The sequence below is a fragment of the Rhodanobacter sp. FW104-R8 genome (assembly GCF_001617365.1).
In the GTDB taxonomy this organism is placed as follows: domain Bacteria; phylum Pseudomonadota; class Gammaproteobacteria; order Xanthomonadales; family Rhodanobacteraceae; genus Rhodanobacter.
The window spans coordinates 12,784-36,349 of sequence record NZ_LVJR01000018.1 but is presented as its reverse complement, the minus strand read 5'-3'; the positions used below and the strand labels follow the sequence as shown (position 1 = coordinate 36,349).

The following is a 23,566-nucleotide window of genomic DNA, read 5'->3' as shown; positions in this document are numbered from 1 at the left end:
CGTGACGGGCGCCCAATGAAAAACCCGGGGATCGCTCCCCGGGCTTCATGGCTTTCCGCTGTCGCCGGATCGCCTACAGCTTGTAGTTCACCCCCAGCATCACCGTGCGGCCCCAGGTGTCGTACTCCAGCGGGCGCGCCACCTGCACGTTGTTGGGCAGGCCGGAAACCTGCACGGTCTTGTCCGGAGTGTTGGTGAGGTTGCTCACCTGCAGCAGCAGCGACAGGCCGTTCCAGCTGCCTCCGGTGAACGCGTAGCCGATCTGCAGGTCGGTCTGCTTGTTGGCCAGCACCTTGGTGTAGCCGAGCTGGTCGAACAGCGCCACCGCCTCGCCGGTGAAGGACGAGCGGTAGCGCTCGGCCACGCGCACCGACCAGCCGTACTTCTCGTAGTACAGCGCCAGGTTGGCGACCTTGCGCGACAGCCCGGGCAGGGTGGTCGGGCCGCCGGGGATCGAGGAGATCGAGCTGGTCGGGATGTTGCTGTTGGTCAGCGAGAAGTTGGCCTGCACGCCGAAGCCGTCCAGCGCCTGCGCCAGCAACCCGCCTTCCAGTGCGCCGGACAGCTCCAGACCCTGCATCTTGCCGCCGGTGCCGTTCGCGGGCCGGGTGAACGAGCCGATGTTGCTGGTCGGCGTGAGCGTGGGGTTGTCGTTGGTGTAGTGCGAGAAGTCGTAGTTGAGCGTGGTCTGGTTGTAGATGTAGTTCAGCAGGTTCTTGTTGAACACCGCCGCGGCGAAATAGCTGGACTTGCCGAAGTAGAACTCGTACGACAGGTCGGTGCCGACCGCCACGTAGGGCTTCAGCTTCGGGTTGCCGCCGCTGCCGGACCACAGCACCTGGCCGGCGGCGGGGCCGTTCTGCACTTTCCCCACGCCGGCGGAGGTGGCCACCTTCTCGTCGTCGATGCGGCCGCGCGACATGGTCTTGGCAAAGCCGAAGCGCAGGTACTGGCGGTCGGTGAGCTGGGCCGCCAGGTTCAGGCTGGGCAGCACGTTGTTGTACTTCGCGCCATCGGCGATGCGGCCGACCAGGGTGTCGCCGTTGGTCTGCAGCGCCTGCGACGACTGGTCGGTGCGCACGAACTGCACGCCCACGTTGCCGCGCAGCGGCACGTCGCCCAGCGCGGTGTCGATGTTGAGCTTGAGGTAGGCAACCGGCACCTTCTCCTTCACCGTGTAGTTGCGGCTCCAGTCGCCCTGGCCGTTGCGCTGGGTCAGGTAGAACTGGTTGTACAGCGCGCCCAGCACGTTGTAGTAGAGGATGCCCGGGATGCCGCCGTAGCCGAGCGAGGTGGGCTGGCGCAGGTAGGCACCGTTCACCGGCGTGCTGAAGTGGTTGTCGTAGGTGCCCGAGGTGGAGCCGTTGCCGTTGAGCCAGGCGAAGTCCACGTCGGCCGTCTTGGTCTTGGTGCGCTCGGAGTAGTCCGCGCCGAGCGTGAAGTCGCTGAAGATCCAGCCCAGCGGATGGCTCACCTCCAGCCGCATCGCCTTGATGGTGTCCTTCTGGTGGTCGAACTCCTGCCGGCCGTTGTAGCCGTAGCCGTCCGGGTCGGTGAACACCACCGCGGAAGGATCGGCCAGGTTCACCGCGGGCGAGAAGTACGGATAGCCGTTGCCCAGCGGGGTGTTGAATGCCACGTTGGTGAAGGCGCCACCAGCCAGGCCGGTGAACAGGTAGGCATCGTGCAGCCGTTTCTTGGCGCTGGAGTAGGAGAGGTCGGCGCTGGCCGCCCAGCCGTTGCCGAAGTCGTACTGGTTGTTCCAGCCGGCCGAGAACAGCTTGTCGTGTTCCTTGGTGTACTGGTTCTGCAGGATCGGCGCGATGCCGCTGATCGTGCCCGAGGTGACCACCGGGTAGGGCTGGGCGGGCGTGATGCCCACGTTGGAGTAGGCGATGTTGTCCCACGGGCTGCTCGACCACTGCGCGCCGTTGGTGTACTTCTTCTCGTTGAAGGTCGAGTAGTACAGGTCCAGCGTGGAGTGGTAGTGGTCGCCCGGTGCCCACTCCAACACCGTCATCAGGCCGTTGCGCAGCTGGCTCTGCGACTGCGCGCGCAACTGCATGCCCTCCTGCGAGATCACGTTGTCGGGCAGGCCCGGCGTGTGCGGCGCGCCCCAGTTCTGTTCGGCGCCGGCGCTGCCGTTGTCCACGCTCCACCACCAGGCCTGGTACTGCTTCTCCTGGATCGGCGAGTCGAGCTGGGCGAAGCCCACCGCGAGGCCGAGGGTGTGGTCGAAGAACTGGTCGATATAGGAGAAGCTGGCGCGGTGGCCGAGCGTGCCCACGCCGCTGCCCGGGTTGAGCTTGCCGTTGCTGGTGTGCTCGCCGCGCAGGTTGGCGACGAACGTGCGCTTCGACAGGTCCAGCGGCTTGATCGTGTGCAGGTCGACCGTGCCGGACAGGCCCTGGCCGATCAGGCTGGCGTCGGGCGTCTTGTAGATCGCCGCGCCGCTGATCAGCTCGGACGGGTACTGGTCGTATTCCACGCCGCGATTCTCGCCGGTGGTGGCCTGCTCGCGTCCGTTGAGCGTGGTGCCGGCGAAGTCGGGCGACAGGCCGCGGATCGAGATCGTGCTGGCGCGGCCGTTCATGCGCTGGGTGGCCAGGCCCGGCACGCGCGACAGGCTCTCGGCGATGCTGGCGTCCGGCAGCTTGCCGATGTCCTCGGCCGAGATCGCCTCGATGATGTCGTTGGAGTTCTGCTTGGCCCTCAGCGAGTTCTCGATGCTGCCGCGGATGCCGGTGACGACGACGGCGTCCAGGTTGCTCACCGTGTTCTCGGATTTCTTGTTCTTCTTTTCGGCGGCCTTGGCCTGCTTGGCCACGGGTGCCGTCCGGGCGTCCGTCGGCGTGGATGCCTGCTCCTGCACCTGTGCCTGCTGGGCCGACGCGGCCCCGGCCAGGGCCAGGCCGAGCAGGGCGGTGGCGCAGGCGACGGCCAATGGCCGCTGACGGTTGCGGACAGGCCGCGCAAGCACATCCGACTGCATGCGTTGAGAATTCATGGTATCCCCTACTGAATGGTGGGCGCCCCCCGGCGCCCGGATGCAGGCGGTGATGCTCCTGCGGGCGGCCAATATGCTACCGCCCGCCGGGGCGAGGGTGGGCCCTGTCGTTTTCCTTCAGTACAGGATGAGGGGAGTTGCCGTGGCGGCGCGCGCCGGCGCCAGCCATGCGGGCACTGGCCGGAAGAGGCGAAGCCTTACTTCGCCTCCTTCTCCATCAGCTTCTCGACCATGCCGGCCGGCACTTCCTGGTAGTGGTCGAACTCCATGCTGAAGGTGCCGCGGCCGCGGGTGGCGGAGCGCAGGAAGTTGATGTAGCCGAACATCTCGGCCAGCGGTACGAAGCCCTGCACGAAGGCGGAGCTGCCTTTCTGGCCCTGGTCGCTGACGCTGCCGCGGCGGCGGTTGATGTCGCCGATGACGTCGCCCAGGTAGTCCGCCTCCATCACCACCTCGAGCCGCATGATGGGTTCCAGCAGCTTCGGCTTGCTGAGCTTCTGCGCCTCGCGGAAGCATTGCCGGGTGGCGATCTCGAACGCCAGCGCGGAAGAGTCGACGTCGTGGTACTTGCCGTCGATCAGGCGCGCCTTGAAGTCGACCACCTCGTAGCCGGCGACCTGGCCCTCCCGCGATTCGGCCTTGACCGAATGCTCGACCGCCGGGATGTACTCGCGCGGCACGCGGCCGCCGACCACCTCGTCGGAGAACACCACGCCCGAGCCCGGTTCGCCCGGCTCGAAGATCATCGTCACCTCGGCGAACTGGCCGGAGCCGCCGGTCTGCTTCTTGTGCGTGTAGGTGTGTTCGACGGTCTTGCCGAACGCCTCGCGGAAGCTGACCCGGGGCTTGCCCATGTTCGCTTCCACGCCCAGCTCGGTGCGCATGCGGTCGATGGTCACCTCCAGGTGCAGTTCGCCCATGCCCTTGAGCACGGTCTGGCCGGTCTCCTGGTCCACCTCGAGCTTCAGCGACGGGTCGGCCTTGACCATCTTGTAGAGCGCGCTGGACAGCTTGTCGACGTCGTTGCGGTTCTTCGGCTCCACCGACACGCTGATCACCGGGTCGGGGAAGCGCATGCGCTCGAGCAGCGCCGGGTGCGCCGGGTCGGCCAGCGAATCGCCGGTCTCGGTGTCCTTCATCGAGACGAAGGCGCAGATGTCGCCGGCGCGCACCTCGTCGATCTCCCGGGTGTCGTCGGCCTGCACCTCGACGATGCGGCCCACGCGCTCCTTCCTGCCGCGGGTGACGTTGAGCAGGGTGTCGCCCTTCCTGATCACGCCGGAATAGATGCGGCAGAAGGTGAGCGTGCCGAACTGGTCGTTGATCACCTTGAACGCCAGCGCGCGCGCCGGCGCGTCGTCGGTCACGACCTGCTCGCCGACGACGTGGCCGTCCTCGTCGACCATCGCGATGCCGCCGTTCTCGCCCGGGTAGGGCAGGTAGTCGACCACCGCATCCAGCAGCTGCTGCACGCCCTTGTTCTTGTACGACGAGCCGCACAGCACCGGTACCAGCGCGCCGGTGACGGTGCCGCGGCGGATGCATTGCTTCAGCACCGCCGGGTCGAATTCGCCGGTGTTGAGCAGGCGCTCGAAGGCGTCGTCGTCCAGCGCCAGCGCGGTTTCCAGCAGGTCCTGGCGCAGCTTCGGCAGGTCGGCGATCCACGCGGTGTCGGCGTTGGCGCCGAACGTCAGGCGGGCCTTGAGCTGCTCCAGCGGCACGCTTTCCCACACGCTGTCCTTGTCGTCGGAGGCCCAGAGATAGCCCACGCCGGCGACCAGGTCGGCCATGCCGACGAATTCGTCGCTGCTGCCCAGGGGGATTTGGCACAGCAGCGCGTTGGCGCCCAGGCGCTCGCGGATGCCCTTCACGCAATGCGCGAAATTCGCGCCGATGCGGTCCATCTTGTTGACGTAGCAGATGCGCGGCACCTTGTACTGGTCGGCCAGGCGCCAGTTGGTCTCGGTCTGCGGCTCCACTCCGGCGACGCCGTCGAACACCACCACCGCGCCGTCGAGCACGCGCAGCGAGCGGTTCACCTCGATGGTGAAGTCGACGTGTCCGGGCGTGTCGATCACGTTGATCTGGTGGCCCTTCCACTCGGCGGTCACCGCCGCCGACTGGATCGTGATGCCGCGCTTGCGCTCCTGCTCCATGTAGTCGGTGGTGGTGGAGCCCTTGCCGTCCTTGGTGTCGTGCACGTCGACGATCTGGTGCTTGCGCCCGGTGTAGTAGAGCACGCGCTCGGTGGTGGTGGTCTTGCCCGCGTCGATGTGCGCGATGATGCCGATGTTGCGGTACAGGCTCAGGGGTTTCTTGCGGGCCACGGGTTGGACTCCGGAGGGGGCTGCACGAACGCAGCCAAGTGACAGCTCAAATATTGTCTGCTGCGGACTTTTTCAATGCGCGAATGGCCGTGCCGGCTTGCCGCGACGGTTCAAGGTACCGCGCGGGCCGGCCCGATCGGCGCGCGCCGTGCCGGCAACCGCCGCCGCACCGTTTGGCAGGGCGCCCGGCCAGCGTCCGAGCCCGGTCGCGCCGGTTCGGCATGTCAGTCGGGGCAACGCAACAGTGCCCCGCAGCGCGCGGACGGCATGTTCCGCCATCGGCGAAGACGGTCAGGCAGCGCGCAGAGCGGTCAGTGCCGCGGTCAGCTGCCGCGTGTCATAGGGTTTCTGCAGGACGGTTTCGTTGCGCCACATCTCCGGGATGTCTTCGCCGCCGTAGCCGGAGGAAAACACGAAGGGTATGCCGCGGCGGCGCAACACCACGGCCACGGGGAAACTCTGTTCGCCGGCCAGGTTGATGTCGAGGATCGCCAGGTCGATCAGCTGGGAGTCGGCCAGCTCCAGGCACTTGGCCAGTCGCGCGGCCTTGAGCACGCGATAGCCCGAAGCTCTGAGGCGGTCCTCGAGCATCATCGCCAGCATCATCTCGTCTTCGGCGAGCAGGATGCAGGGTAGCTTGATATCAATGGTCATCGGGAAACTGCCTCGCCCAGCGGTATATCGATGGTGCAGGTGACGCCGCCGGGCGGAAAGACGAGCGATACCTCACCATCCAGTTCATACGGAATGCCTTCATCGATCAGGCGTGAGCCGAAGCCTCGGCGGGAGGGCGGCTCAACCGCGGGGCCATCGGTTTCCGTCCATTGCAGCAGCAGCCACGGACGGTGATCCCTCACGCGTGTGGCCCAGGTGACGGCGACCTGGCCCTCGGGTACCGACAAAGAACCGTACTTTCCGGCATTGGTGGCCAGTTCGTGGAACGCCATGCTCAGCGCCAGCGCCTGTTTCGGCGGCAGGTTGAGTTCATTGCCCTGTAGGCGCACCCTCGCGTCATTCACGCGCGCGTCGCTGTCCTGCCGGTACGGCGCCAACTCGTTGTTGATGATGCCGACCAGCGGTGCGCCAAGCCATGCATCCAGTGCCAGCAGGTTGTGGGTATGCGACAGCGCCAGCAGCCGCGACAGGAAGCTTTCCTTGAAGGCGCGCAGGTCCGGCGCGGTGGCGATGGTCTGGTGGGCGATCGCCTGTACCGTGGCCAGGGTGTTCTTCACCCGATGGTTGAGTTCGGCCATCATCATTTCCGTATGCCGCGCCGCGCGCACGCGCTCGGTGATGTCGCGTGCGATCAGCTTGCCGGCGAACAGCATGCCGTCCTTGTCGCACACCGGCGAATAGCTGAACGCCAGCGGCACCGACTCGCCGTCCGGGCGCACCCAAGTCATGTCAAACTCGGCCAGCCGCAGCGGCCGCTCGTGACTGACGAAAAACTTCCTGGTCTCCTCGGACGGCTCGGGCGGCAGTAACAGGCTCAACGGCTGGCCGACCACCTGTTCGGCCGTCAGGCCGAAGATGCGTTCGGCGCCCGCGTTCCAGCTGCTGATCCGTTCGTCCAGCGAAAAGCCGAAGATCGCATCGCGCGAGGAGTTCACGATCGCCGCCAGGCGGGCGTGCTCGCTGTTCAATCGCTGGCTCTCGGTGATGTCGACGAAGGTCAGCACCACGCCGTCGACGACATTGTCGAACGTCAGGTAGGGGCGCATGCGCAGCAGGAAGGTGGGCGCGTCGCCGGTCCCGCGCAACATGCGCTCGATGACCGTCATGTCCTGCAGCACATGTACCACGTCTTTTCCCAGTTCCGGGTAGTCGATGCGCGGCGAGATCTCGGTGATCGGGCGGCCCTTGTCGCCGTCGCGCAGGTGGAACAGCTCGGTCATCATCGGCGTGTAGCTGCGGATGTGCAGTTCGCGGTCGAGGAAGATGGTCGCGATGTGGGTGCTGTCGAGCAGGTTGCGGATGTCGTTGTTGAGCCGGTTCAGCGTTTCGTTCTTGCTGTTGAGCTCGGTGTTGACGATCTGCAGCTCCTCGTTGATCGACTGCATCTCCTCGGTGGAGGTTTCCAGTTCCTCGTTGGCGGACTGCAATTCCTCGTTGACCGACTGGTATTCCTCGTTCGCCGATTTCAGTTCCTCGCTGGCCGTTTCGTGCAGTTCGACGGCGGTATGCAGTTGCGCGCGGGTGCCGCGCAATTCGTCCTCCAGGGCGTGAATGCGCGTGAGCTCGCCGCCTGGTGTGGCGTCCGTTGCGGACTGGCTCAAACGTGCCGCGAACTCGAGCTCCTGGAAGGCGATCACATACATCTCGGCCTTGCCGTCGTCGCCCAACGGCTCCACGATCAATCGCAATGACCGCTCATGTCCGTTGAGCAGGATGTCCAGCCTATCGCGGATCACCTGCTGACCGCTGGCGAATGCCTGCAGCACGGCCGCACGCACGGCGCCGCGCAAGGGCTTGTCGAGCAGCTGGAACAGGTTGAGGCTGGCCGCGCCGGACGATGGCGCTAGATAATGCCTGGTATCGCCGCCGAAGCGCAGCACGTCGTGGCTGGCGTTGATCACCACGTAGGCCGGCGACCATGGCTCCAGCGCCTGGCGTACTTGCTGATCGATCGGGTCTTCGACATACCGCGGCGCGGCGTGCTCGGCGCTGCCGGAGGGCCGCGGATACATGCTGACGAAATCCCGTGGACGTGTGTGTGCATCGTCGCGGCGCACGTACAGCCGCTGTTTCTTGTCCAGCTCGGTGAACAGACGCGCGTTGCGGGCTAGTCGTTCCGACGGGCCCAGCAGCAGGAAGCCACCGGGTCGCAACGCGTAGTGGAACGACTGCACCAGCCGTTCCTGCAGGTCGTTGTCGAGGTAGATCAGCAGATTGCGGCAGGAGACCAGGTCCATCCGCGAAAACGGCGGGTCCTTGATCACGCTGTGCGGCGAGAAGACGCACATCTCGCGGATCTGCTTGACCACGCAGTAATCATCGCGATCCTTGCTGAACCAGCGCTCCAGGCGCTCGGGCGAAATGCCGTTCAACGGCGCGCGGTAACGCCCGGCACGGGCGCGGCCGATCGCCTGGTCGTCGATGTCGGTGGCGAAGATCTTCACCTTCAGGCCGCGTTGCGAACCCATTGCCTCGCGCAGCAGGATCGCGATGGAATAGGCCTCCTCACCGGTGGCGCAGCCGGGCACCCAGACCCGCAGCACATCGTCGCTGCTGCGGTTGGCCAGCAGCGACGGGATCGCGATGGTGCGCAGTGCCTCGAACGCGACCGGATCGCGGAAGAACTCGGTGACCCCGATCAGGAACTCGCGGAACAGCAGCTCGTGCTCGTTCGGGTACTGCCGCAGGTGGTCGATGTAATCCGTGACGGTCTCGGCCTGCACCACCAGCATGCGCCGCTGGATCCGCCGCATCAGGGTCTTTTCCTTGTACTGGCTGAAGTCGTGGCCGACTTCGGCATGCAGCAGTTCACAGATGGTTTTCAGGTGCGTCGCCACGTCGCCGCGCACGCCATCGGAACCCTTCTTCTGCTGCGCGGCGTGCATCTGCTTCTGGTAGGCGAGCAGCCGTGTCGGCATGTCGGCCACCGGCATGACGGCGTCGACCAGCCCGGTGGCCACCGCGTTGGCCGGCATGCCCGTCATCGCTTCGTGGTCGAAACCGGATTGCGCCAGCGCCAGCCCACCGTGATCCTTCACTGCGCGCAGGCCCTGCGCACCATCGTTGCCGGTGCCGGCCAGCACCACGCACACCGCGCAGTCGCCCTGGTCCTCGGCCAGCGACGTGAAGAACGTATTGATCGGCCAGCGATGCTCGCGCGGCGGCGCCGGCTTGCATACCTGCAGCACGCCGTCGGCGACGGTCAGGGTGGCATTCGGCGGAATCACATAGACATGCCGCGCTTCGACGCGCATGCCATGGGTCGCCTCGAGCACCGGCATGCTGGTACTGCGGCCGACCAGCTCGGCCAGCAGGCTGTTGTGATCGGGCGCCAGGTGCTGCACCAGCACGAAGGCCAGCTCGCCATCCACCGGCATGTGCGCGAAGAACGCCTTGAACGCTTCCAGCCCACCGGCGGAAGCGCCGATACCGACGATCATGGTGTGGGTCGGTGGCGGCTTGCGGGTTTTCGTCGATAAGCCGCCCTTGCCTGTGTTGGCGGTGCGGGTGGGCACTGGCTTCAGATGCGACGGCATGCGGGACAGCCTGAATCCGGGCAACGCCTGGACGAGGCAGCAGCATAGCGCGGATGCCGTTCACCCCAGGTGATTGCCGCAGGCGAGGCGCTCTTGCGCACGGATCAGCGCGTCAGCAGGTCCTCGTGGAACGCGCCGAACGGTTCCGTCGGATGCGCAATCTGGATCTCCAGTATCCACAGTCCGCCCGACGGCGACGCTTCCAGGTCGCCCAGATCGCCGCCTTTGTGTATCGAATGCGGGAAATCGCCGACCCGGTGCCCCTTGATCGCATGGTTGAGCCGCCAGCCCATCGCCTCGGCGCGCTCGCCGGCAAACGCGTACAGCGCCTGCCCGCTCAGCCCCCGCGAGCGCCATGCCGCGGCCACTTCGCCGAACAGCGCGCGTGCCGCCTCCGCGCAGGCCTGCCGCTCGGGCGCGTGGCCGACCACGAAGGTGTCGCCCACATCGCCCTCGTGGCGGTCGAACACCAGGCCGAGGTCGATGAAGTAGCTGTCGTTCTCGCCCAGCCGCACGCCGGGGTCGGAGGCCTGCCGGTAGGTCCTGGTGGTGTTCGCGCCGATGCGGATGATCGTCGGGTGCCACAGCCGCTCGCAGCCCAGCTCGCGGAACACCTCGTGCGCCGCGGCTTTCGCCTCGTCCTCGCCGATGCCCGGGTGCATGCGCGCACGGATGCCGTGCAGCGCGGCCCAGGTCTTCTCGCGGGCGCGCTGCATCAGGGCGGGATCGAAGCGCGTGCCGACGGCTTCGCGGTCTGGCGTGTGCATGGCGGCGCCTCAGGCCAGCAGCACCAGCGCCAGGCCCACCGCCGCCGGCAGCGCCTGGAACCACAGGACCTTGCGCGCCGCGGTGATGCCGCCGTAGATGCCGGCCAGCAGCACGCAGCCGAGGAAGAAGCACTTCACGTGCAGCGCCTCCGCGCCGGAAAGCAGCAGGCCCCAGGCCAGGCCGGCGGCGAGGAAGCCGTTGTACAGGCCCTGGTTGGCGGCCAGCGCCTTCGACTGTTCGGCGAATTCCGCCGAGGTGCCGAACGCGCGGCGGCCCGAGGGCCGCGTCCACAGGAACATCTCCAGGATCAGGAACCAGGCGTGCAGCAGCACGATCAGGCCGATCACGAGGTTGGCGGCGGCGGACATGCGATCTCCGGTGCGGTCGGGGCGCGTTCCAGCGTAGCGCAGCTCGGAGCCTGTTCCATATCTCCGCATGGCTCGCGCCGGGAGCCGTTTGCGTTCAGGCCGCCTTGAACGTCACCACCAGCACGTCGCGGTGGGCCGGCCTCTGTGGATCGAGCGGCGTGACCGGGGTGACCCCGTGGAACACGCGGTGGTCGTCCACCAGCGCCGCGTCGAAGGCGTGGGCCAGGGTGAAGCTGCCCAGCTCACGGCCGTCCGGCGCGTGGATGGTGGTAGTGCCGCGCTCGATGTTCTCGCGGTCGATCAGCAGCACCAGCACGTAGTCGACGCCGTCGCGGTGCACGCCTTCGGGGGTGGGCTCGCCGGCCTCGTCCGCGCGTGCCTCGATGCGGAACTGGTGCACCTCGACGTGCCAGTGGCGGGTTGCAGGAGCCAATGCGCCGAAGCAGTCGCGGCAGAAACCTAGGATGCGGCGCAGGCTGGCGCCGCCGCCGATCGCCGGCAGCACCGGTTCGAACCAGCGCTGGATGTCGCCCTGCAGCGGGTTGTACGCGAGGCTCTGGTAGTGCGGCTGGTGCGCCTCGCGGCGGATGCCGTCGGCGTCGGCGCTGAAGGTGGCGTGGCGCCGCCGCCGGTGGCGGCCGCTGGCGGCGAGGTAGGTATCCTGCGCCAGGTCGTTCCAGCTGGCCACGAACGCGGGCCAGTCGCCCAGCGTCGGTGCGTCCAGCAGGTTGCGCATGGTGTCGGCGGTGGCGAAGGCAAAGCCGTCGCGCTGCAGCCGGTCGTGCAGCGCGGACGTGTCGGGGAGGGGAGTCATCCGTTTACGTTAGCAGCACCGGCCTGCAGCGGCGATGGCTGCCTGCCCACGGCGAAGGTCGGTAGGAGCCCACCCTGTGGACAGGGGACTTCCTTCAGTCGTGGGCGATGCTCTTGTCGCAGGCCCCGAAATCAAGAGCATCGCCCACAGGGTGGGCTCCTACCGACAGTCGATGCTCGTGGCCCTCAGCCGGGAAACGCCCGCGCCAGCCAGTCCGGCACCGGGATGCCTTTTTCGCGCAGGAACGCCGGGTTGAACAGCTTGGCCTGGTAGCGCGTGCCGGCGTCGGCCAGTACGGTGACGATGGTGTGGCCGGGGCCGAGTTCGCGGGCGAGGCGGATCGCGCCGGCCAGGTTGACGCCGCTGGAGCCGCCGGTGCACCAGCCTTCCTCGGCCAGCAGGCGGTGCAGCAGCGGCACCGATTCGTCGTCGGGGATCGACCAGGCCAGGTCGATCGGCGCGCCGTCGAAGTTCGCGGTGACGCGGCTGGAGCCGATGCCCTCGCTGATCGAATTGCCCGCGGCGACCAGTTCGCCGGTGTTGACGTAGCTGGCCAGCGCCGAACCGGCCGGGTCGGCCAGCGCGATGCGCACGCCGGGGTGGCGCGCCTTCAGCGCGCGGCCCACGCCGGCCAGGGTGCCGCCGGTGCCGGCGGCGCAGACGAAGCCGTCGACGCAGCCGCCGGCGTCCTGCCAGATCTCCACCCCGGTGGTGGCTTCGTGCCAGTCGCGGTTGGCGGTGTTGTCGAACTGGTTGGCGAACCACGCGCTGCCAGGATCGGCGGCGTTCGCCGCCTCGGCATGGGCGCGGGCCTGGTGCGCGTAGTGGTTCGGGTCCTTGTACGCCACCGCAGGCACCAGTCGCACCTCGGCGCCGGCGATGCGCAGCGCGTCGATCTTCTCGCGGCTCTGCGTCTCGGGCATGAAGATCGTGGTGCGGTAGCCGCGGCTGGCGCCGAGCAGGGCCAGCCCGATCCCGGTGTTGCCGGCGGTGCCCTCGACGATGCTGCCGCCGGGGCGGATCAGCCCGCGCCGCTCGGCGTCCAGCAGCAGGCCCAGCGCGGTGCGGTCCTTGATCGAGCCGCCGGGATTGAGGAACTCGGCCTTGCCCAGGATCTCGCAGCCGGTCAGCGCGGAGGCGTGGCGCAGGCGCAGCAGCGGGGTGCGGCCGATGGCGGCGGAGAGGTCGGGCTGGATGCTCATGGAGAGGAAGTTCGGGAGAAAGCGTTGATTCTGCTCCTCCCCCTGTGTGCAGGGGGAGGTTGGGAGGGGGTTGGCTTTTGACTTGGACTGAAGATCAAGAGCGAACCCCTCCCCGACCCTCCCCTGCTTTGCAGGGGAGGGAGCAGTCAGGCCTGTGGCGCCGGCACCAGTCGCAGGTACGACTTCAGCGTCTTCCAGCCGCCGGGGTAGAGCTTCTTCGCGTCGTCGTCGGAGACCGATGGCGCGATGATCACGTCATCGCCGGGCTGCCAGTCCACCGGCGTGGTCAGCTTGCGTCCGTCGGTGAGCTGCAGCGAGTCGAGCACGCGCAGCACCTCGTCCACGTTGCGGCCGGCGCTGGGCGGGTAGGTGAGCACCAGGCGCACCTTCTTCTGCGGGTCGATCACGAACACCGAGCGCACGGTGACCTTTGGGTCGGCCTTGGGGTGGAACATGCCGTACAGCTTCGCCACCTCCAGTTCCGGGTCGGCCAGCAGCGGGTAGTTCAGCGCGGCGCCCCCTACGTCCTCGATGTCCTTCGCCCAGCCGCGGTGGTCGGCCACCGAATCCACCGACAGGCCGAGCAGCCGCGTGTTGCGCGCGTCGAACTCGGCCTTGCGGCCGGCGAACGCGCCCAGTTCGGTGGTGCACACCGGGGTGAAGTCCTTCGGGTGCGAGAAGAACACCACCCAGCGGCCGCCAGCGTAGTCGTGGAAGCGGATCGGCCCCTCGGTAGAGTCGAGGGTGAAGTCGGGGGCGGTGTCGCCCAGTTGCAGGCTCATGGCGGTCTCCGTGGGGAATGTTGCGGTGTGCCGAGCTTTGTCCCGCCGCCACGCCATCGGCAAATGATGTGATCGAATAAACATATATGCGTCTAGACGTTTAGACGTCTATTGACAAGGTATATGCGCAGGCCTCACTATCCGCCCACTCATCGAGACCGGCTGAGGGACAGGCCCATTGAAGCCGGGGCAACCTGCGGAGCGCTTCCGCCACGGTGCCAACTCCTGCGGGGATGCTGCGGCATCCACCGGAAGATGGGCGTCGTCCGGCTCGCGGCAGCTTTCGCCAAACCGGTACCGACGACCTTTCCGGTCCTGCGCAGGGCGATGCCGACCGGAGAGAGTTCCATGACGTTCCTGCCCGAAACCCGCTGTACCGAGCCTAGCCAGGCCGTCGTCGCCGCCGTCGCCGAGCCGCGGTACGCGCATCCGCCGCTCACCGCCCAGCGCAGCACCCGCCGGCTGCGGCTCAGCCCTAAGTACGGCAGCGGCCCGTGCGAGGTGGACGTGGACTACCTGTGGTGCGGCGCGCCGGGCGCGCCCACCGTGATCGTGCAGGGCGGCATCTCGGCCGACCGCGACGTCACCGCGCTGGATGGCGGCGCCGCGCCGGGCTGGTGGCAGGCGCTGGTCGGCCGCGGCGCGGCGATCGACCTGGAGCGCTGGCGCGTGCTGTCGATCGACTGGCTCAGCCCGGACCGGCTTGGCGCCGGCTCGGTCTCCAGCGAGGACCAGGCCGACGCGCTGGCCGCGCTGCTGGGCGAACTGGGCATCGCGCAGGCGCATGCCTTCGTCGGTTCCTCCTACGGCGCGATGGTGGCGCTGGCATTCGCCGCGCGGCACCCGCGCAGCGTGGACCGCCTGCTGCTGCTGGCCGGCGCGCACCGGCCGCATCCGCTCAGCACCGCGCAGCGCAGCGTGCAGCGCGGCATCGTGCGGCTGGGCCAGGCCAGCGGCCAGGCCGACGAGGCGCTGGCACTGGCGCGCCAACTGGCGATCACCACCTACCGCGGCAGCGCCGAGTTCGGCCGCCGCTTCGCCGGCGGCCCGGAGTGGCGCGAGGAGCGCTTCCACTTCCCGGTCGAGGACTACCTGGCGCACCAGGGCCGCCGCTTCGTCGAGCGCTTCGATGCGGACCGCTTCCTCGCGCTGTCCGAGTCGATCGACCTGCACGACGTGCAGCCCGAGCGCATCCCCACCCCGGCCACGCTGATCGGCTTTCCCTCCGACCGGCTGGTGCCGCTGGCCGACCTGTGCGAACTGCAGCGCCGCCTGCATGGCCCGGCCACGCTGGAGGTGGTCGAGTCGCCGTACGGCCACGACGCCTTCCTGAAGGAACCCGAACAGCTCGCGCCCCTGTTGCGCGAAGCCCTCGCGTAGGAGCGCACCTTGTGAGCGACGCTCTTCGTTCCGGCCGCGTAGGGCGGGCACTGCCCGCCGCCCTTGGCCGTGACGCATCGTCGAAGAGCCGGCGGGCACTGCCCGCCCTACAAAGCAAGAGCGATCGCGCACAAGGTGCGCTCCTACGAAAAACGCCGCGACGAACAACCTGGAGATGCACATGAGCGACACCCCCGCCCCCTGTACCCGCGCCGTGCGCGCCGGGATCGAGAGCGACACCCAGCACGGCGCCGTGGTGCCCGCGCTGCACCTGTCGACCAACTACAGCTTCGCGGGCTTCGGCCGCAAGCGCGCGTACGACTACTCGCGCAGCGGCAATCCCACCCGCGACCTGCTCGGCGAGGCACTGGCGGAACTGGAGCAGGGCGCCGGCGCGGTGGTGACTTCCAGCGGCATGTCGGCGGTGGCGCTGGCGCTGGAGCTGGTGCCGGCCGGCGCCACCGTGCTGGCGGCGCACGATTGCTACGGCGGCACCTGGCGGCTGCTCGACGCCTGGGCGAAGAAGGGCCGCTTCCAGGTCGAGTTCGCCGACCTCACCGACAGCGTGGCGCTGGCCGCCGGCCTGGCGCGCAAGCCGGCGCTGGTATGGGTGGAGACGCCGTCGAACCCGCTGCTGCGGATCACCGACATCCGCCACGTGGCGCAGGCCGCGCACGCGGCCGGCGCCTTGCTGGTGGTCGACAACACCTTCCTGTCGCCGGCGCTGCAGCAGCCGCTGCTGCTGGGCGCCGACGTGGTGGTGCACTCCACCACCAAGTACATCAACGGCCACAGCGACGTGGTGGGCGGCGCGGCGGTGGCGCGCGACGCGGCGGTGGCCGAACAGCTGAAGTGGTGGGCCAACTGCAACGGCCTTACCGGCGCGCCGTTCGACAGCTACCTCACCCTGCGCGGCCTGCGCACCCTCGGCGTTCGGCTGCGCCAGCACCAGGAAAACGCCGTGCGCATCGCCGAGCGGCTCGATGCGCACGCCGCCGTGCGCAAGGTCTACTACCCCGGCCTGGCCGGCCACCCAGGACATGCGCTGGCGGCGCGCCAGCAGCAGGGTTTCGGCGCCATGCTGAGCTTCGAGCTGGACGGCGACGCGGCGCAGATCGAGGCGTTCGTCGACGGCCTGCAGTACTTCTCGCTGGCCGAATCACTGGGTGGTGTGGAAAGCCTGATCGCCCATCCCGCCACCATGACCCATGCAGCGATGGCGCCGGAGGCGCGCCGCACCGCGGGTATCGCCGACAGCCTGTTGCGCCTGTCGATCGGCATCGAGGACGGCGGCGACCTGCTGCGCGATCTCGACGCGGCGTTGGTCCGCGCCGAAGCGGTGGAGACGTCCAAACGCCGGGTGCTCGCGTGAGCGCGGTGCTGGCCGAACGCGCGGCAAATGCCGGGGCCGCCGCATCCCCCGCCATCGCGATCGTGCTGCTGGGCACCGGTGTGGTCGGCGGTGCGCTGCTCAAGCTGCTCAACACCTCGGCCGCGGGCTCGCTGCGGCTGGTCGGCGCGGCGAACTCGCGCCGCCAGCAGACCGATCCGGCCAGCCTGGCCCGGCGCAACCTGCGCGAACAGCTGGGCCAGCACGGCACGCCGCGCGACAACACCAGCCTGCTCGCCGCGCTGGACGCCAGCGACGCGGCGGTGAAGGTGATCGTGGACGCCACCGCCAGTGCGGCGCTGGCGGCGCGTCATGCGGAGTGGCTGGCGCACGGCTACCACGTGGTCACCGCGAACAAGGCACTGGCCGGCGGCGAACTGTCCGGCTGGCGCGCGCTGCAGGCCGCGCTGGCGAACGGCGGCCGCTACGGCGACTCGGCCACGGTGGGCGCCGGCCTGCCGGTGCTGTCCACCCTGCGCCGGCTGCGCGCCTGCGGCGACGGCCTGCTCACCCTGGAAGGCGTGTTCTCCGGTTCGCTGTCGTGGCTGTTCAACCAGTACGACGGCAGCCGCCCGTTTTCCGAGCTGCTGCGCGAGGCGCGCCAGCTCGGCTACACCGAACCCGACCCGCGCTCGGACCTGTCCGGCGAGGACGTGGCGCGCAAGCTGCTGATCATCGCCCGCAACGCCGGCTTCGCGCTGGGCACCGACGAGGTGCAGGTGGAAGGCCTGGTGCCCGAATCCCTGCGCGAACTGGATACCGAGGCGTTCCTGGCGCGGCTGGCCGAACTCGACGCGCCGCTGGCCGCGCGCCAGGCCGAGGCGAAATCGCGCGGCTGCGTGCTGCGCTTCCTGGCCCGGCTCAACCAGCGCGGGCATGCGCGCGTCGGCCTGGCCGAAGTGCCGCTCACCCATCCCGCCGCGCGGCTGTACGGCACCGACAACCAGTTCGCGCTCACCACCACCCGTTACCACGCCCAGCCGCTGGTGATCCAGGGGCCGGGCGCGGGACCGGAGGTGACCGCGCAGGCGCTGCTGGGGGACGTGCTGGCGCTGATGTGAAAGCGCTTCAGCAGGTTGGAGTGAGCGCAGCGATGTCCAGCAACGAGACGGCGTTGAATGCCGGGGCTCTTTGCGCACACCGCCACCTTGCGGTGTGCGCAGCAACCGACAGGGAGCGGGTTGCTGCCTTGGTGGAGCATGCAAAGACGGCAACAGCCTGCGAGGGCTAGGTCGGCTACAAGTACAGGATGGCTTTCAGCATTGCCTGATTCGCCTTGTAGCCGTGACTCCATTGGTAATCGTAAGCGCCTTCAAGCGACCATTTCTTGCCGCTGGCAAGTACCACGCCGACGCCCACGTCGTAGGTGTTCCTCTCCGGCTTCAATCCGGTGGCGGTGAAGGTGGGGCCGCCGCTCACGAAGGCTGCCGTGTTGTTCATGGTTCCGCCGCTGAAAGAATGCAGCCAGTTGACATGCAGCTCGGGACGCAGCGTCTGTGTATCGGAAAGGGCAATGTTGCGAGCGATCTTTACCCCGAGGCCCGATTGCACGAAGTCGTAGTCATGGGCGTTGACCTTCAGATTGATCGTGCCCCCGCCTGTCTCCGCATAGGCAGGGACAAGCATGCGGGTGTATTGAAGCGTTGCGATCGGCGTGATGACGGTCTGGCCGTCGCCGACATAGAAGTGATAGCCCGTGGTACCAAAGGCAGTGTATTGGTGGCTGTTGTAATCGGCTGACGCGGTTTTCTCGACACCGGGAAACGAGACGCGACGCGAACCCGAATAATCGTCCAGTCCATACACGAGGCTGACATTGGCGAACCAGGGCCCTGGCGCATAACCCAGGTAGGCCGTGGCCTGGTAGGACTTGATGGTGCCGTGGCTGCCGGAGTTGTTGCCGTCGACTACCGACCGAGCGTATCTGACGCCAAAACCTGCACGGGTGGTTTCGCTGAGCGGTGTTTCATATGCGACCATGGCGCCGTAACTGTCGGAGCTGTATCCCTCAATTCCCTGCGTGTTGCGCTGTTTGCCAAAATAGCCAAAGGCGGCTCCCCACCAGCGCGCGCGCGTATCGTTGTATTGGCAAGCCGCGGCCGCCTCTCCTTGAGGCATGTTCTGTCGATGGGGCTGCCCGTTCTGGCCACATTTGTCCTGACCTTCCTCGAGATGGGAGGCCCACAGGTTCTGGAACTGCTGGGTGACCCGGTAACTCACCTGCGGTGCTGCGGTGCCGGCCGTTCCCGGGGCAAGTTGCACCAGTGCATTGGCCACGGCGGGTGCCGTCGGCAGCAGCGTAATCGCGGTCAAAAGCGGTGCCGTATTCGGAGTCAACGGCAACGCATCGATGACCGGCGCGATGATCGGGATAATGACGGGCGCGGCCGGAACGACCACTGGAGCCACCACGTCCGCGAGGGGTATCTGCGTCGTGGTGATTTTCACCAAGCCGTTCGTGGTGGGTGCCGCCGAAAACAGGTAGCGCGGAGTATTGCTTGTCGCGGTGACGGTACTTCCGTTCGTGCCGCTGGTCGCGTCGACAATGTTATAACTGGTCCCGTTGGCAATGGGTCCGGTGACGGTCACGTTGACTTGCAGGGCATTGCCGATGGTCGCGGCGCCTACCGGCACTATTTTCCCGTACAGCGATTGACTGAAAATGGTCGTATTGATGGTTCCCGCCACCGGAATGGCCAGCGCACCGGCTACATTCAAGGTGTTGGTGCCGAGTGTGAAGGCCGCGGCGTTGGCCTGACCGGTGATCAGCGCATTGCCGCCGCCGACGTTGATCTGCTTCAGTCCGCTCGCCGCGCCGACAGCACCATCCAGGATGCTGTTGCCATTGAGCGTCAGTGTGCCGGTATGCGCCCCGGCCGAGTTGGTTATGGCGGCCTTGACGGTTTGGCCGGGTCCCACATTGATGCGGCCGTCGCCGGCAAAATCCATGGTCGAACCCGTATTGCTGGTGAAGCCGCCATTGAAATTGACGGTGCCGGTACCGGAAACCGAGAACGTCGTCGAGAAAACCGGAGCGGTAAAGGTCACCGTGTTTCCGTTGGCGCCGGCGGCGATGCCAAGGAAGGTGGTTCCGGTCTTGCCGACGAATCCGGTCACTATCGAGGTGCCGTTGAAGACGATATTCGCCGTATTGGCAGCGTCGGTTGTGATGGCGCCACCAGCATCATTCCCGGTGTTGATGTTCTGGTTGCCAACGGTGAGGGTTCCCGGGCCCCGTGTATCGACACCACTCGCCACGCCGACTGGACTGACGACGCCAGGCAGGACGACAACCTCACGTGCCACCGTCAATGGCAACCAGGCCGCCATGGCAGAGCCAAGGACGGGAATCAAGAGAGTTTTTTTCATGGGTGTCCCCTTCGGGATTTCGAGCAGTGTCGTGGCGGTGCATTGCCCGCGGGGTGTGCGGACGCACCAAATGCTCGTGAGTCCCCGCTTGGCGTGACACCCAGGAGATAAACAGGCTGGTATGGTGATCGACGCTGTTTGGACCGTTCAGGCCAGCGTCTTTTTGGCGCACGCAAACATCTGCCGGATTTCGGTGGCTTTGACCGTCCAGATGAATATTTTCTGGCTACTGTTGCCGGCGTTTGATGTGACCATCAATCGCTCTTCCGACAACACGGGGTGGAAGGTGTCGCAGCCCACACGATCAATCGCGGTTGTGGACGGGGCGCTCAAGCGCTTGCGATCAAAGTACGTGAACGAATGTGATGCGGGTGTGCAGCTTCAGCGGATCATCCCGCAGGTCGGAGAGAAGCAAGGCGGCTTGATCGTGCGCTCCAGGGAATTTCGAACAACCCTGCCCAGATATGTCGGCGATCAGCAACGGCTTCGGTCTCGTCCGATTGAAATGCCTGCGAGTCACGTCGATGGCGACCAGCCAGTGCCGCAGGTGATGCAGCCGACGGAAGTATCATTCCACGCAAGTGCCGACCCCTCTTTTTTTCCGAACCCAGGTAGATCCTGCGCGTGAATACCTCCATCCGTCGCTGGCTCGCTCCCGGCGACATCAACGGCTTCCTCGGCCTGGTGGTGGACAACCTGTCCATCATGGGCTTCCTCGCGGCGGCGCTGATCGGCCTGTTCGGCTTTCCCGCGGACATCGTGTTCCTGCGCATGTTTCCGGGCACCGCGCTGGGCGTGCTGCTGGGCAACCTCGCCTATACCGTGATGGCGCGCCGGCTGGCCCGGCGCCGCGGCAGTGACAACGTCACTGCGATGCCGCTGGGGCTGGATGCGCCCACCAGCATCGGCATGGCGCTGCTGGTGCTCGGCCCGGCCTTCCTCGGCTTCAGGCAGGGCGGTATGGACGAACACGCCGCGGCGATCGCCACCTGGCAGCTGGGCATGGCCTCGCTGGTGGTGATGGGCGTGCTGAAGTTCGTGCTGTCGTTCTTCGGCGCGATGGTGCAGCGGCACGTGCCGCGCGCCGGCCTGCTCGGTTCGATCGCCGGCATCGCACTGGTGCTGATGGGCTTCCTGCCGCTGGTGGAGATCCTCAAGCTGCCGGTGGTGGGGTTCGCCGGCCTCGGCGTGGTGCTGTACGCGCTGGTGGCGCACGCGCGGATGCCGTTCGGACTGCCCGGTGTGCTGGTGGCGTTCGTGCTCGGCGCGCTGCTGTACTACGGGCTCGGCCCGCTGGGCTGGCTGGGTGCGGGCTACCACGCGCCGGCAGCGTGGCAATGGCGTTTCGCGCTGCCGTGGCCGACCCTGCAGTGGGTGGAGGGGCTTGCGTACATCGTGCCGTACCTGCCGCTGATCCTGCCGTTCGGCCTGCTGATGGTGGTGGGCGGCATCAACGTCACCGAGAGCGCGCGTGCGGCCGGCGATGATTACTCCACCCGCGACATCCTGCTGGTCGAGGCGCTGGCGACGCTGGCGGCCGGCTTCTGCGGCGGCGTGGCGCAGACCACGCCGTACATCGGCCAGCCGTCGTACAAGGCGATGGGCGCGCGCAGCGGCTACACCCTGCTCACCGGCATCGTGATCGGGCTGGGCGGCGTGTTCGGCTATCTGTCGAACCTGGTCGAGCTGGTGCCGCTGCCGGTGCTGGCGCCTATCCTGGTGTTCGTGGCGATCGGCATCACCGTGCAGGCCTTCGAGGCGACGCCGATGCGCTACGCGGCGGCGGTGGTGTTCAGTTTCTTTCCGGCGATCGCGCGGATGCTCACGATCAAGCTGAGCGACCCGACCTATGTCTCGCCCGAACATTTCACCCGGCTGTTCAACGACGGCACGCACGGCATCTCCGAGCTGGCGGTGATCACCGTGCTGGGCAACGGCTTCATCATCACCGCGATGGTCTGGGCCAGTTTCGTGGTGGCGCTGATCGACCATCGCCCGCGGCGCGCCGCACTGATCCTGCTGCTCGGCGGGGCGCTCAGCCTGTTCGGCGTGATCCACTCGGTCGAACCGTCCGGCGGCATCTACCTGCCGTGGCTGCTCGACGCCGCCTCGCGCGGCATCGTGTGGCAGTTCGCCGGCGCCTACGGGGTGCTGGCGATCGTGCTGGTGCTGTTGTCGCTGGGCGGTCGTGGGCGGGCGGCCGCTTGCTGAAAACAAAAACGCGCGGCTGGTCGCCGCGCGTTCCATGGAGCCGGGTAGGGCGGCTCAGCGCCCGGTGACGCGCTCGGCGGTCTCTTCGTCAGGCGGCACCAGCGGCGCGTGCGGATCGACCCTTGCCTCCAGTTCCGCCGCCTCCACCGACGGCGTGCGCCAGCCGCACCGCACGCCCCACAGGTAGAACACCAGGCCGACCACGCCGACCAGCAGCAGGTCCCAGCCGTAGGGCAGGTAGCCCTTGCCGCCGAACATCGTGCTGCCGATCCACGAGACGAAGGCCAGCGCGGGCAGGTAGCACACCAGCCACGAGGCGCCGTTCATCTGCCGGCCGAAGTCGTGCCAGCCGCTCTTCGCCTGGTAGTACAGGTACACCGGCAGCGCCACCGCCATCAGCAGGATGATCTCGCCGGTCAGCGGCCACTTCGCCCAGTACAGCAGCTCGGTCGACATGACGAAGGCGATGCCGGCCAGCACCGGCAGGCCGAGCAGGCGGAACGGGCGGTGCAGCCCGGGTGCGGTGCGGCGCAGGGTCATCACGCTGACCGGGCCGGTCAGGTAGGAGATGATCGTGGCCACCGAGATCACCGCCGCCAGCGTGCCCCAGCCGCGGAAGAAGAACAGGAACAGGAACGACACCACCAGGTTCAGCCACATCGCCGGGCGCGGCACGCCCCACTTCGGGTGCACGCTGCCGAAGATCTTCGGCATGGTGCCGTTGCGCTCCATGCCGTAGATCATCCGCGCGGTGGTGGCGGTATAGGTCATGCCGGTGCCGCTGGGGCTGACGAAGGCATCGGCGTAGAGCAGGATCGCCAGCCAGTTCAGGTTGACCAGCACCGCCAGCTGCGCGAACGGCGAGCTGAAGTCGATGCCGTGCCAGCCGGCCGTGGCCAGCATCTCGCGCGGCACCGCGCCGATATAGGCGACCTGCAGGATCACGTAGACCACGGTGGCCAGCAGGATCGAGCCGACGATCGCGAACGGAATGCTGCGGCCCGGGTTGCGTGCCTCGCCGGCCAGGTTCACCGGGCTCTGGAAGCCGTTGAAGCTGAACACGATGCCGGCGGTGGCCACCGCGGTGAGGATCGCCGAGAAATCCGTCTCGTGCGCGCCGCCGTGCGCGCCCACCGAGAAGTTTTCCGGGTGGAAGCCGCTGGCGATCAGCGCGATGCCGGTGGCGGCGGGCACCACCAGCTTGAACAGGGTGATCGCGGTGTTGGAGCGGGCGAACAGCTTCACGCTCCAGAAGTTCAGCAGGAAGTACACGATCACCAGCACCGCCGCGATCGCCAGCCCGGCGTGGGACAACTCGCCGTGGCCGCCGGGAACGTGGCGGTACAGGTCCTGCGCCCACTGCCACTTCCAGCCGGCCATGTACTGCACCGAGGCCTCGGCCTCGACCGGGATCACCGAGACGATCGCGATCCAGTTCGCCCACGCCGCGATGAAGCCGACCAGCGAACCGTGCGAGTAGTGGCCGTAGCGCACCATGCCGCCGGACTCGGGGAACATCGCACCCAGCTCGGCGTAGGTCAGCGCGATCGCCATGATGATCGCCGCGCCGAGCACCCACGCCCAGATCGCGCCGGGGCCGGCCAGCTTGGCCGCGTTCCACGCGCCGAACAGCCAGCCGGAACCGATGATGGAGCCCAGGCCCGTGAGCATCAGGGCGAACGGGCCGACGTCGCGGCGGATCTGGCTGGCTTGGGACATGGAAGCTCCTGCGGAGGC

Annotated in this window: 16 protein-coding genes and 1 riboswitch; of the genes, 5 read left to right on the top strand and 11 right to left on the bottom strand. The window is 67.5% G+C overall.

Translation table 11 applies throughout. From position 1 onward, the window contains the following. Positions 1 to 73: 73 nt before the first annotated feature. From RHOFW104R8_RS04550 to RHOFW104R8_RS04510, 9 genes are all read right to left on the bottom strand, one after another. On the bottom strand, positions 74 to 3,007 hold the full coding sequence (locus RHOFW104R8_RS04550) for a TonB-dependent receptor (RefSeq protein WP_068090918.1): 2,934 nt from the start codon (positions 3,005 to 3,007) through the stop codon (positions 74 to 76). Between the two features lie 197 nt (positions 3,008 to 3,204). Continuing rightward, on the bottom strand, positions 3,205 to 5,334 hold the full coding sequence (gene fusA, locus RHOFW104R8_RS04545; protein ID WP_068090920.1) for an elongation factor G: 2,130 nt from the start codon (positions 5,332 to 5,334) through the stop codon (positions 3,205 to 3,207). A gap of 291 nt (positions 5,335 to 5,625) precedes the next feature. Beyond that, entirely contained in the window at positions 5,626 to 5,988 is a 363-nt protein-coding gene (locus RHOFW104R8_RS04540; RefSeq protein ID WP_068090922.1) for a response regulator, read from the bottom strand. Then, positions 5,985 to 9,545 (bottom strand): chemotaxis protein CheB, encoded by a 3,561-nt coding sequence (locus RHOFW104R8_RS04535; RefSeq protein ID WP_082823528.1) that lies wholly within the window; start codon positions 9,543 to 9,545, stop codon positions 5,985 to 5,987. The genes RHOFW104R8_RS04540 and RHOFW104R8_RS04535 overlap by 4 nt, the downstream gene beginning before the upstream one ends. Positions 9,546 to 9,649: 104 nt before the next feature. Further along, positions 9,650 to 10,312, bottom strand: coding sequence for a M24 family metallopeptidase (locus tag RHOFW104R8_RS04530; protein ID WP_068090926.1), 663 nt, complete (start codon positions 10,310 to 10,312; stop codon positions 9,650 to 9,652). Between the two features lie 9 nt (positions 10,313 to 10,321). After that, a complete protein-coding gene (locus RHOFW104R8_RS04525; protein ID WP_068090929.1) occupies positions 10,322 to 10,681 on the bottom strand; it encodes a DUF1304 domain-containing protein in 360 nt (119 codons plus the stop codon). Between the two features lie 94 nt (positions 10,682 to 10,775). Then, complete coding sequence (locus RHOFW104R8_RS04520) at positions 10,776 to 11,495, bottom strand: 2OG-Fe dioxygenase family protein (protein ID WP_068090931.1); 720 nt, start codon at positions 11,493 to 11,495, stop codon at positions 10,776 to 10,778. Between the two features lie 185 nt (positions 11,496 to 11,680). Beyond that, complete coding sequence (locus RHOFW104R8_RS04515) at positions 11,681 to 12,697, bottom strand: cysteine synthase A (protein WP_068090933.1); 1,017 nt, start codon at positions 12,695 to 12,697, stop codon at positions 11,681 to 11,683. Between the two features lie 146 nt (positions 12,698 to 12,843). Then, the gene (locus RHOFW104R8_RS04510; protein ID WP_068090935.1) at positions 12,844 to 13,479 is read right to left on the bottom strand and encodes a peroxiredoxin; all 636 of its coding nucleotides are present in this window, start codon (positions 13,477 to 13,479) and stop codon (positions 12,844 to 12,846) included. A gap of 146 nt (positions 13,480 to 13,625) precedes the next feature. Then, a riboswitch (SAM riboswitch) is annotated at positions 13,626 to 13,741 on the top strand. Between the two features lie 86 nt (positions 13,742 to 13,827). Between RHOFW104R8_RS04510 and RHOFW104R8_RS04505 the strand changes: the two genes are divergently transcribed. The 3 genes from RHOFW104R8_RS04505 to RHOFW104R8_RS04495 all read left to right on the top strand — a co-directional run bounded on the left by RHOFW104R8_RS04505 (position 13,828) and on the right by RHOFW104R8_RS04495 (position 17,310). Next, complete coding sequence (locus RHOFW104R8_RS04505) at positions 13,828 to 14,859, top strand: homoserine O-succinyltransferase (RefSeq protein WP_068090937.1); 1,032 nt, start codon at positions 13,828 to 13,830, stop codon at positions 14,857 to 14,859. A gap of 181 nt (positions 14,860 to 15,040) precedes the next feature. Then, complete coding sequence (gene metB / locus RHOFW104R8_RS04500; RefSeq protein WP_153021642.1) at positions 15,041 to 16,231, top strand: cystathionine gamma-synthase; 1,191 nt, start codon at positions 15,041 to 15,043, stop codon at positions 16,229 to 16,231. Beyond that, positions 16,228 to 17,310: a homoserine dehydrogenase gene (locus RHOFW104R8_RS04495; protein ID WP_068090941.1), complete on the top strand. Its 1,083-nt coding sequence runs from the start codon at positions 16,228 to 16,230 to the stop codon at positions 17,308 to 17,310. Before metB ends, RHOFW104R8_RS04495 begins: the two co-directional genes overlap by 4 nt. 175 nt (positions 17,311 to 17,485) lie before the next feature. On the opposite strand, the gene RHOFW104R8_RS04490 is transcribed toward RHOFW104R8_RS04495, so the two are convergent. Continuing rightward, the gene (locus RHOFW104R8_RS04490; RefSeq protein WP_082823527.1) at positions 17,486 to 19,618 is read right to left on the bottom strand and encodes an autotransporter outer membrane beta-barrel domain-containing protein; all 2,133 of its coding nucleotides are present in this window, start codon (positions 19,616 to 19,618) and stop codon (positions 17,486 to 17,488) included. 121 nt (positions 19,619 to 19,739) lie between these two features. On the opposite strand from RHOFW104R8_RS04490, the gene RHOFW104R8_RS04485 reads away from it, so the two are divergent. Together RHOFW104R8_RS04485 and RHOFW104R8_RS04480 are read left to right on the top strand one after the other, a co-directional pair. Further along, positions 19,740 to 20,246, top strand: a complete 507-nt coding sequence (locus tag RHOFW104R8_RS04485; RefSeq protein ID WP_068090944.1) for a hypothetical protein — start codon at positions 19,740 to 19,742, stop codon at positions 20,244 to 20,246. Continuing rightward, the gene (locus tag RHOFW104R8_RS04480; RefSeq protein ID WP_068090946.1) at positions 20,243 to 21,829 is read left to right on the top strand and encodes a hypothetical protein; all 1,587 of its coding nucleotides are present in this window, start codon (positions 20,243 to 20,245) and stop codon (positions 21,827 to 21,829) included. Before RHOFW104R8_RS04485 ends, RHOFW104R8_RS04480 begins: the two co-directional genes overlap by 4 nt. A 54-nt stretch (positions 21,830 to 21,883) precedes the next feature. On the opposite strand, the gene RHOFW104R8_RS04475 is transcribed toward RHOFW104R8_RS04480, so the two are convergent. Beyond that, positions 21,884 to 23,548 carry an APC family permease gene (locus tag RHOFW104R8_RS04475; RefSeq protein ID WP_068090948.1) on the bottom strand — a complete coding sequence of 555 codons (1,665 nt, stop codon included), beginning with the start codon at positions 23,546 to 23,548 and terminating at the stop codon, positions 21,884 to 21,886. Between the last annotated feature and the right edge of the window lie 18 nt (positions 23,549 to 23,566).

Excerpts from the sequence above, each read along its gene's own strand:
- RHOFW104R8_RS04550 (WP_068090918.1), bottom strand. The coding sequence starts at position 3,007 with ATGAATTCTCAACGCATGCAGTCGGATGTGCTTGCGCGGCCTGTCCGC.
- RHOFW104R8_RS04540 (WP_068090922.1), bottom strand. The coding sequence starts at position 5,988 with ATGACCATTGATATCAAGCTACCCTGCATCCTGCTCGCCGAAGACGAG.
- RHOFW104R8_RS04535 (WP_082823528.1), bottom strand. The coding sequence starts at position 9,545 with ATGCCGTCGCATCTGAAGCCAGTGCCCACCCGCACCGCCAACACAGGC.
- RHOFW104R8_RS04530 (WP_068090926.1), bottom strand. The coding sequence starts at position 10,312 with ATGCACACGCCAGACCGCGAAGCCGTCGGCACGCGCTTCGATCCCGCC.
- RHOFW104R8_RS04525 (WP_068090929.1), bottom strand. The coding sequence starts at position 10,681 with ATGTCCGCCGCCGCCAACCTCGTGATCGGCCTGATCGTGCTGCTGCAC.
- RHOFW104R8_RS04520 (WP_068090931.1), bottom strand. The coding sequence starts at position 11,495 with ATGACTCCCCTCCCCGACACGTCCGCGCTGCACGACCGGCTGCAGCGC.
- RHOFW104R8_RS04515 (WP_068090933.1), bottom strand. The coding sequence starts at position 12,697 with ATGAGCATCCAGCCCGACCTCTCCGCCGCCATCGGCCGCACCCCGCTG.
- RHOFW104R8_RS04510 (WP_068090935.1), bottom strand. The coding sequence starts at position 13,479 with ATGAGCCTGCAACTGGGCGACACCGCCCCCGACTTCACCCTCGACTCT.
- RHOFW104R8_RS04505 (WP_068090937.1), top strand. The coding sequence starts at position 13,828 with ATGACGTTCCTGCCCGAAACCCGCTGTACCGAGCCTAGCCAGGCCGTC.
- metB (WP_153021642.1), top strand. The coding sequence starts at position 15,041 with ATGAGCGACACCCCCGCCCCCTGTACCCGCGCCGTGCGCGCCGGGATC.
- RHOFW104R8_RS04490 (WP_082823527.1), bottom strand. The coding sequence starts at position 19,618 with ATGAAAAAAACTCTCTTGATTCCCGTCCTTGGCTCTGCCATGGCGGCC.
- RHOFW104R8_RS04485 (WP_068090944.1), top strand. The coding sequence starts at position 19,740 with ATGGTGATCGACGCTGTTTGGACCGTTCAGGCCAGCGTCTTTTTGGCG.
- RHOFW104R8_RS04475 (WP_068090948.1), bottom strand. The coding sequence starts at position 23,548 with ATGTCCCAAGCCAGCCAGATCCGCCGCGACGTCGGCCCGTTCGCCCTG.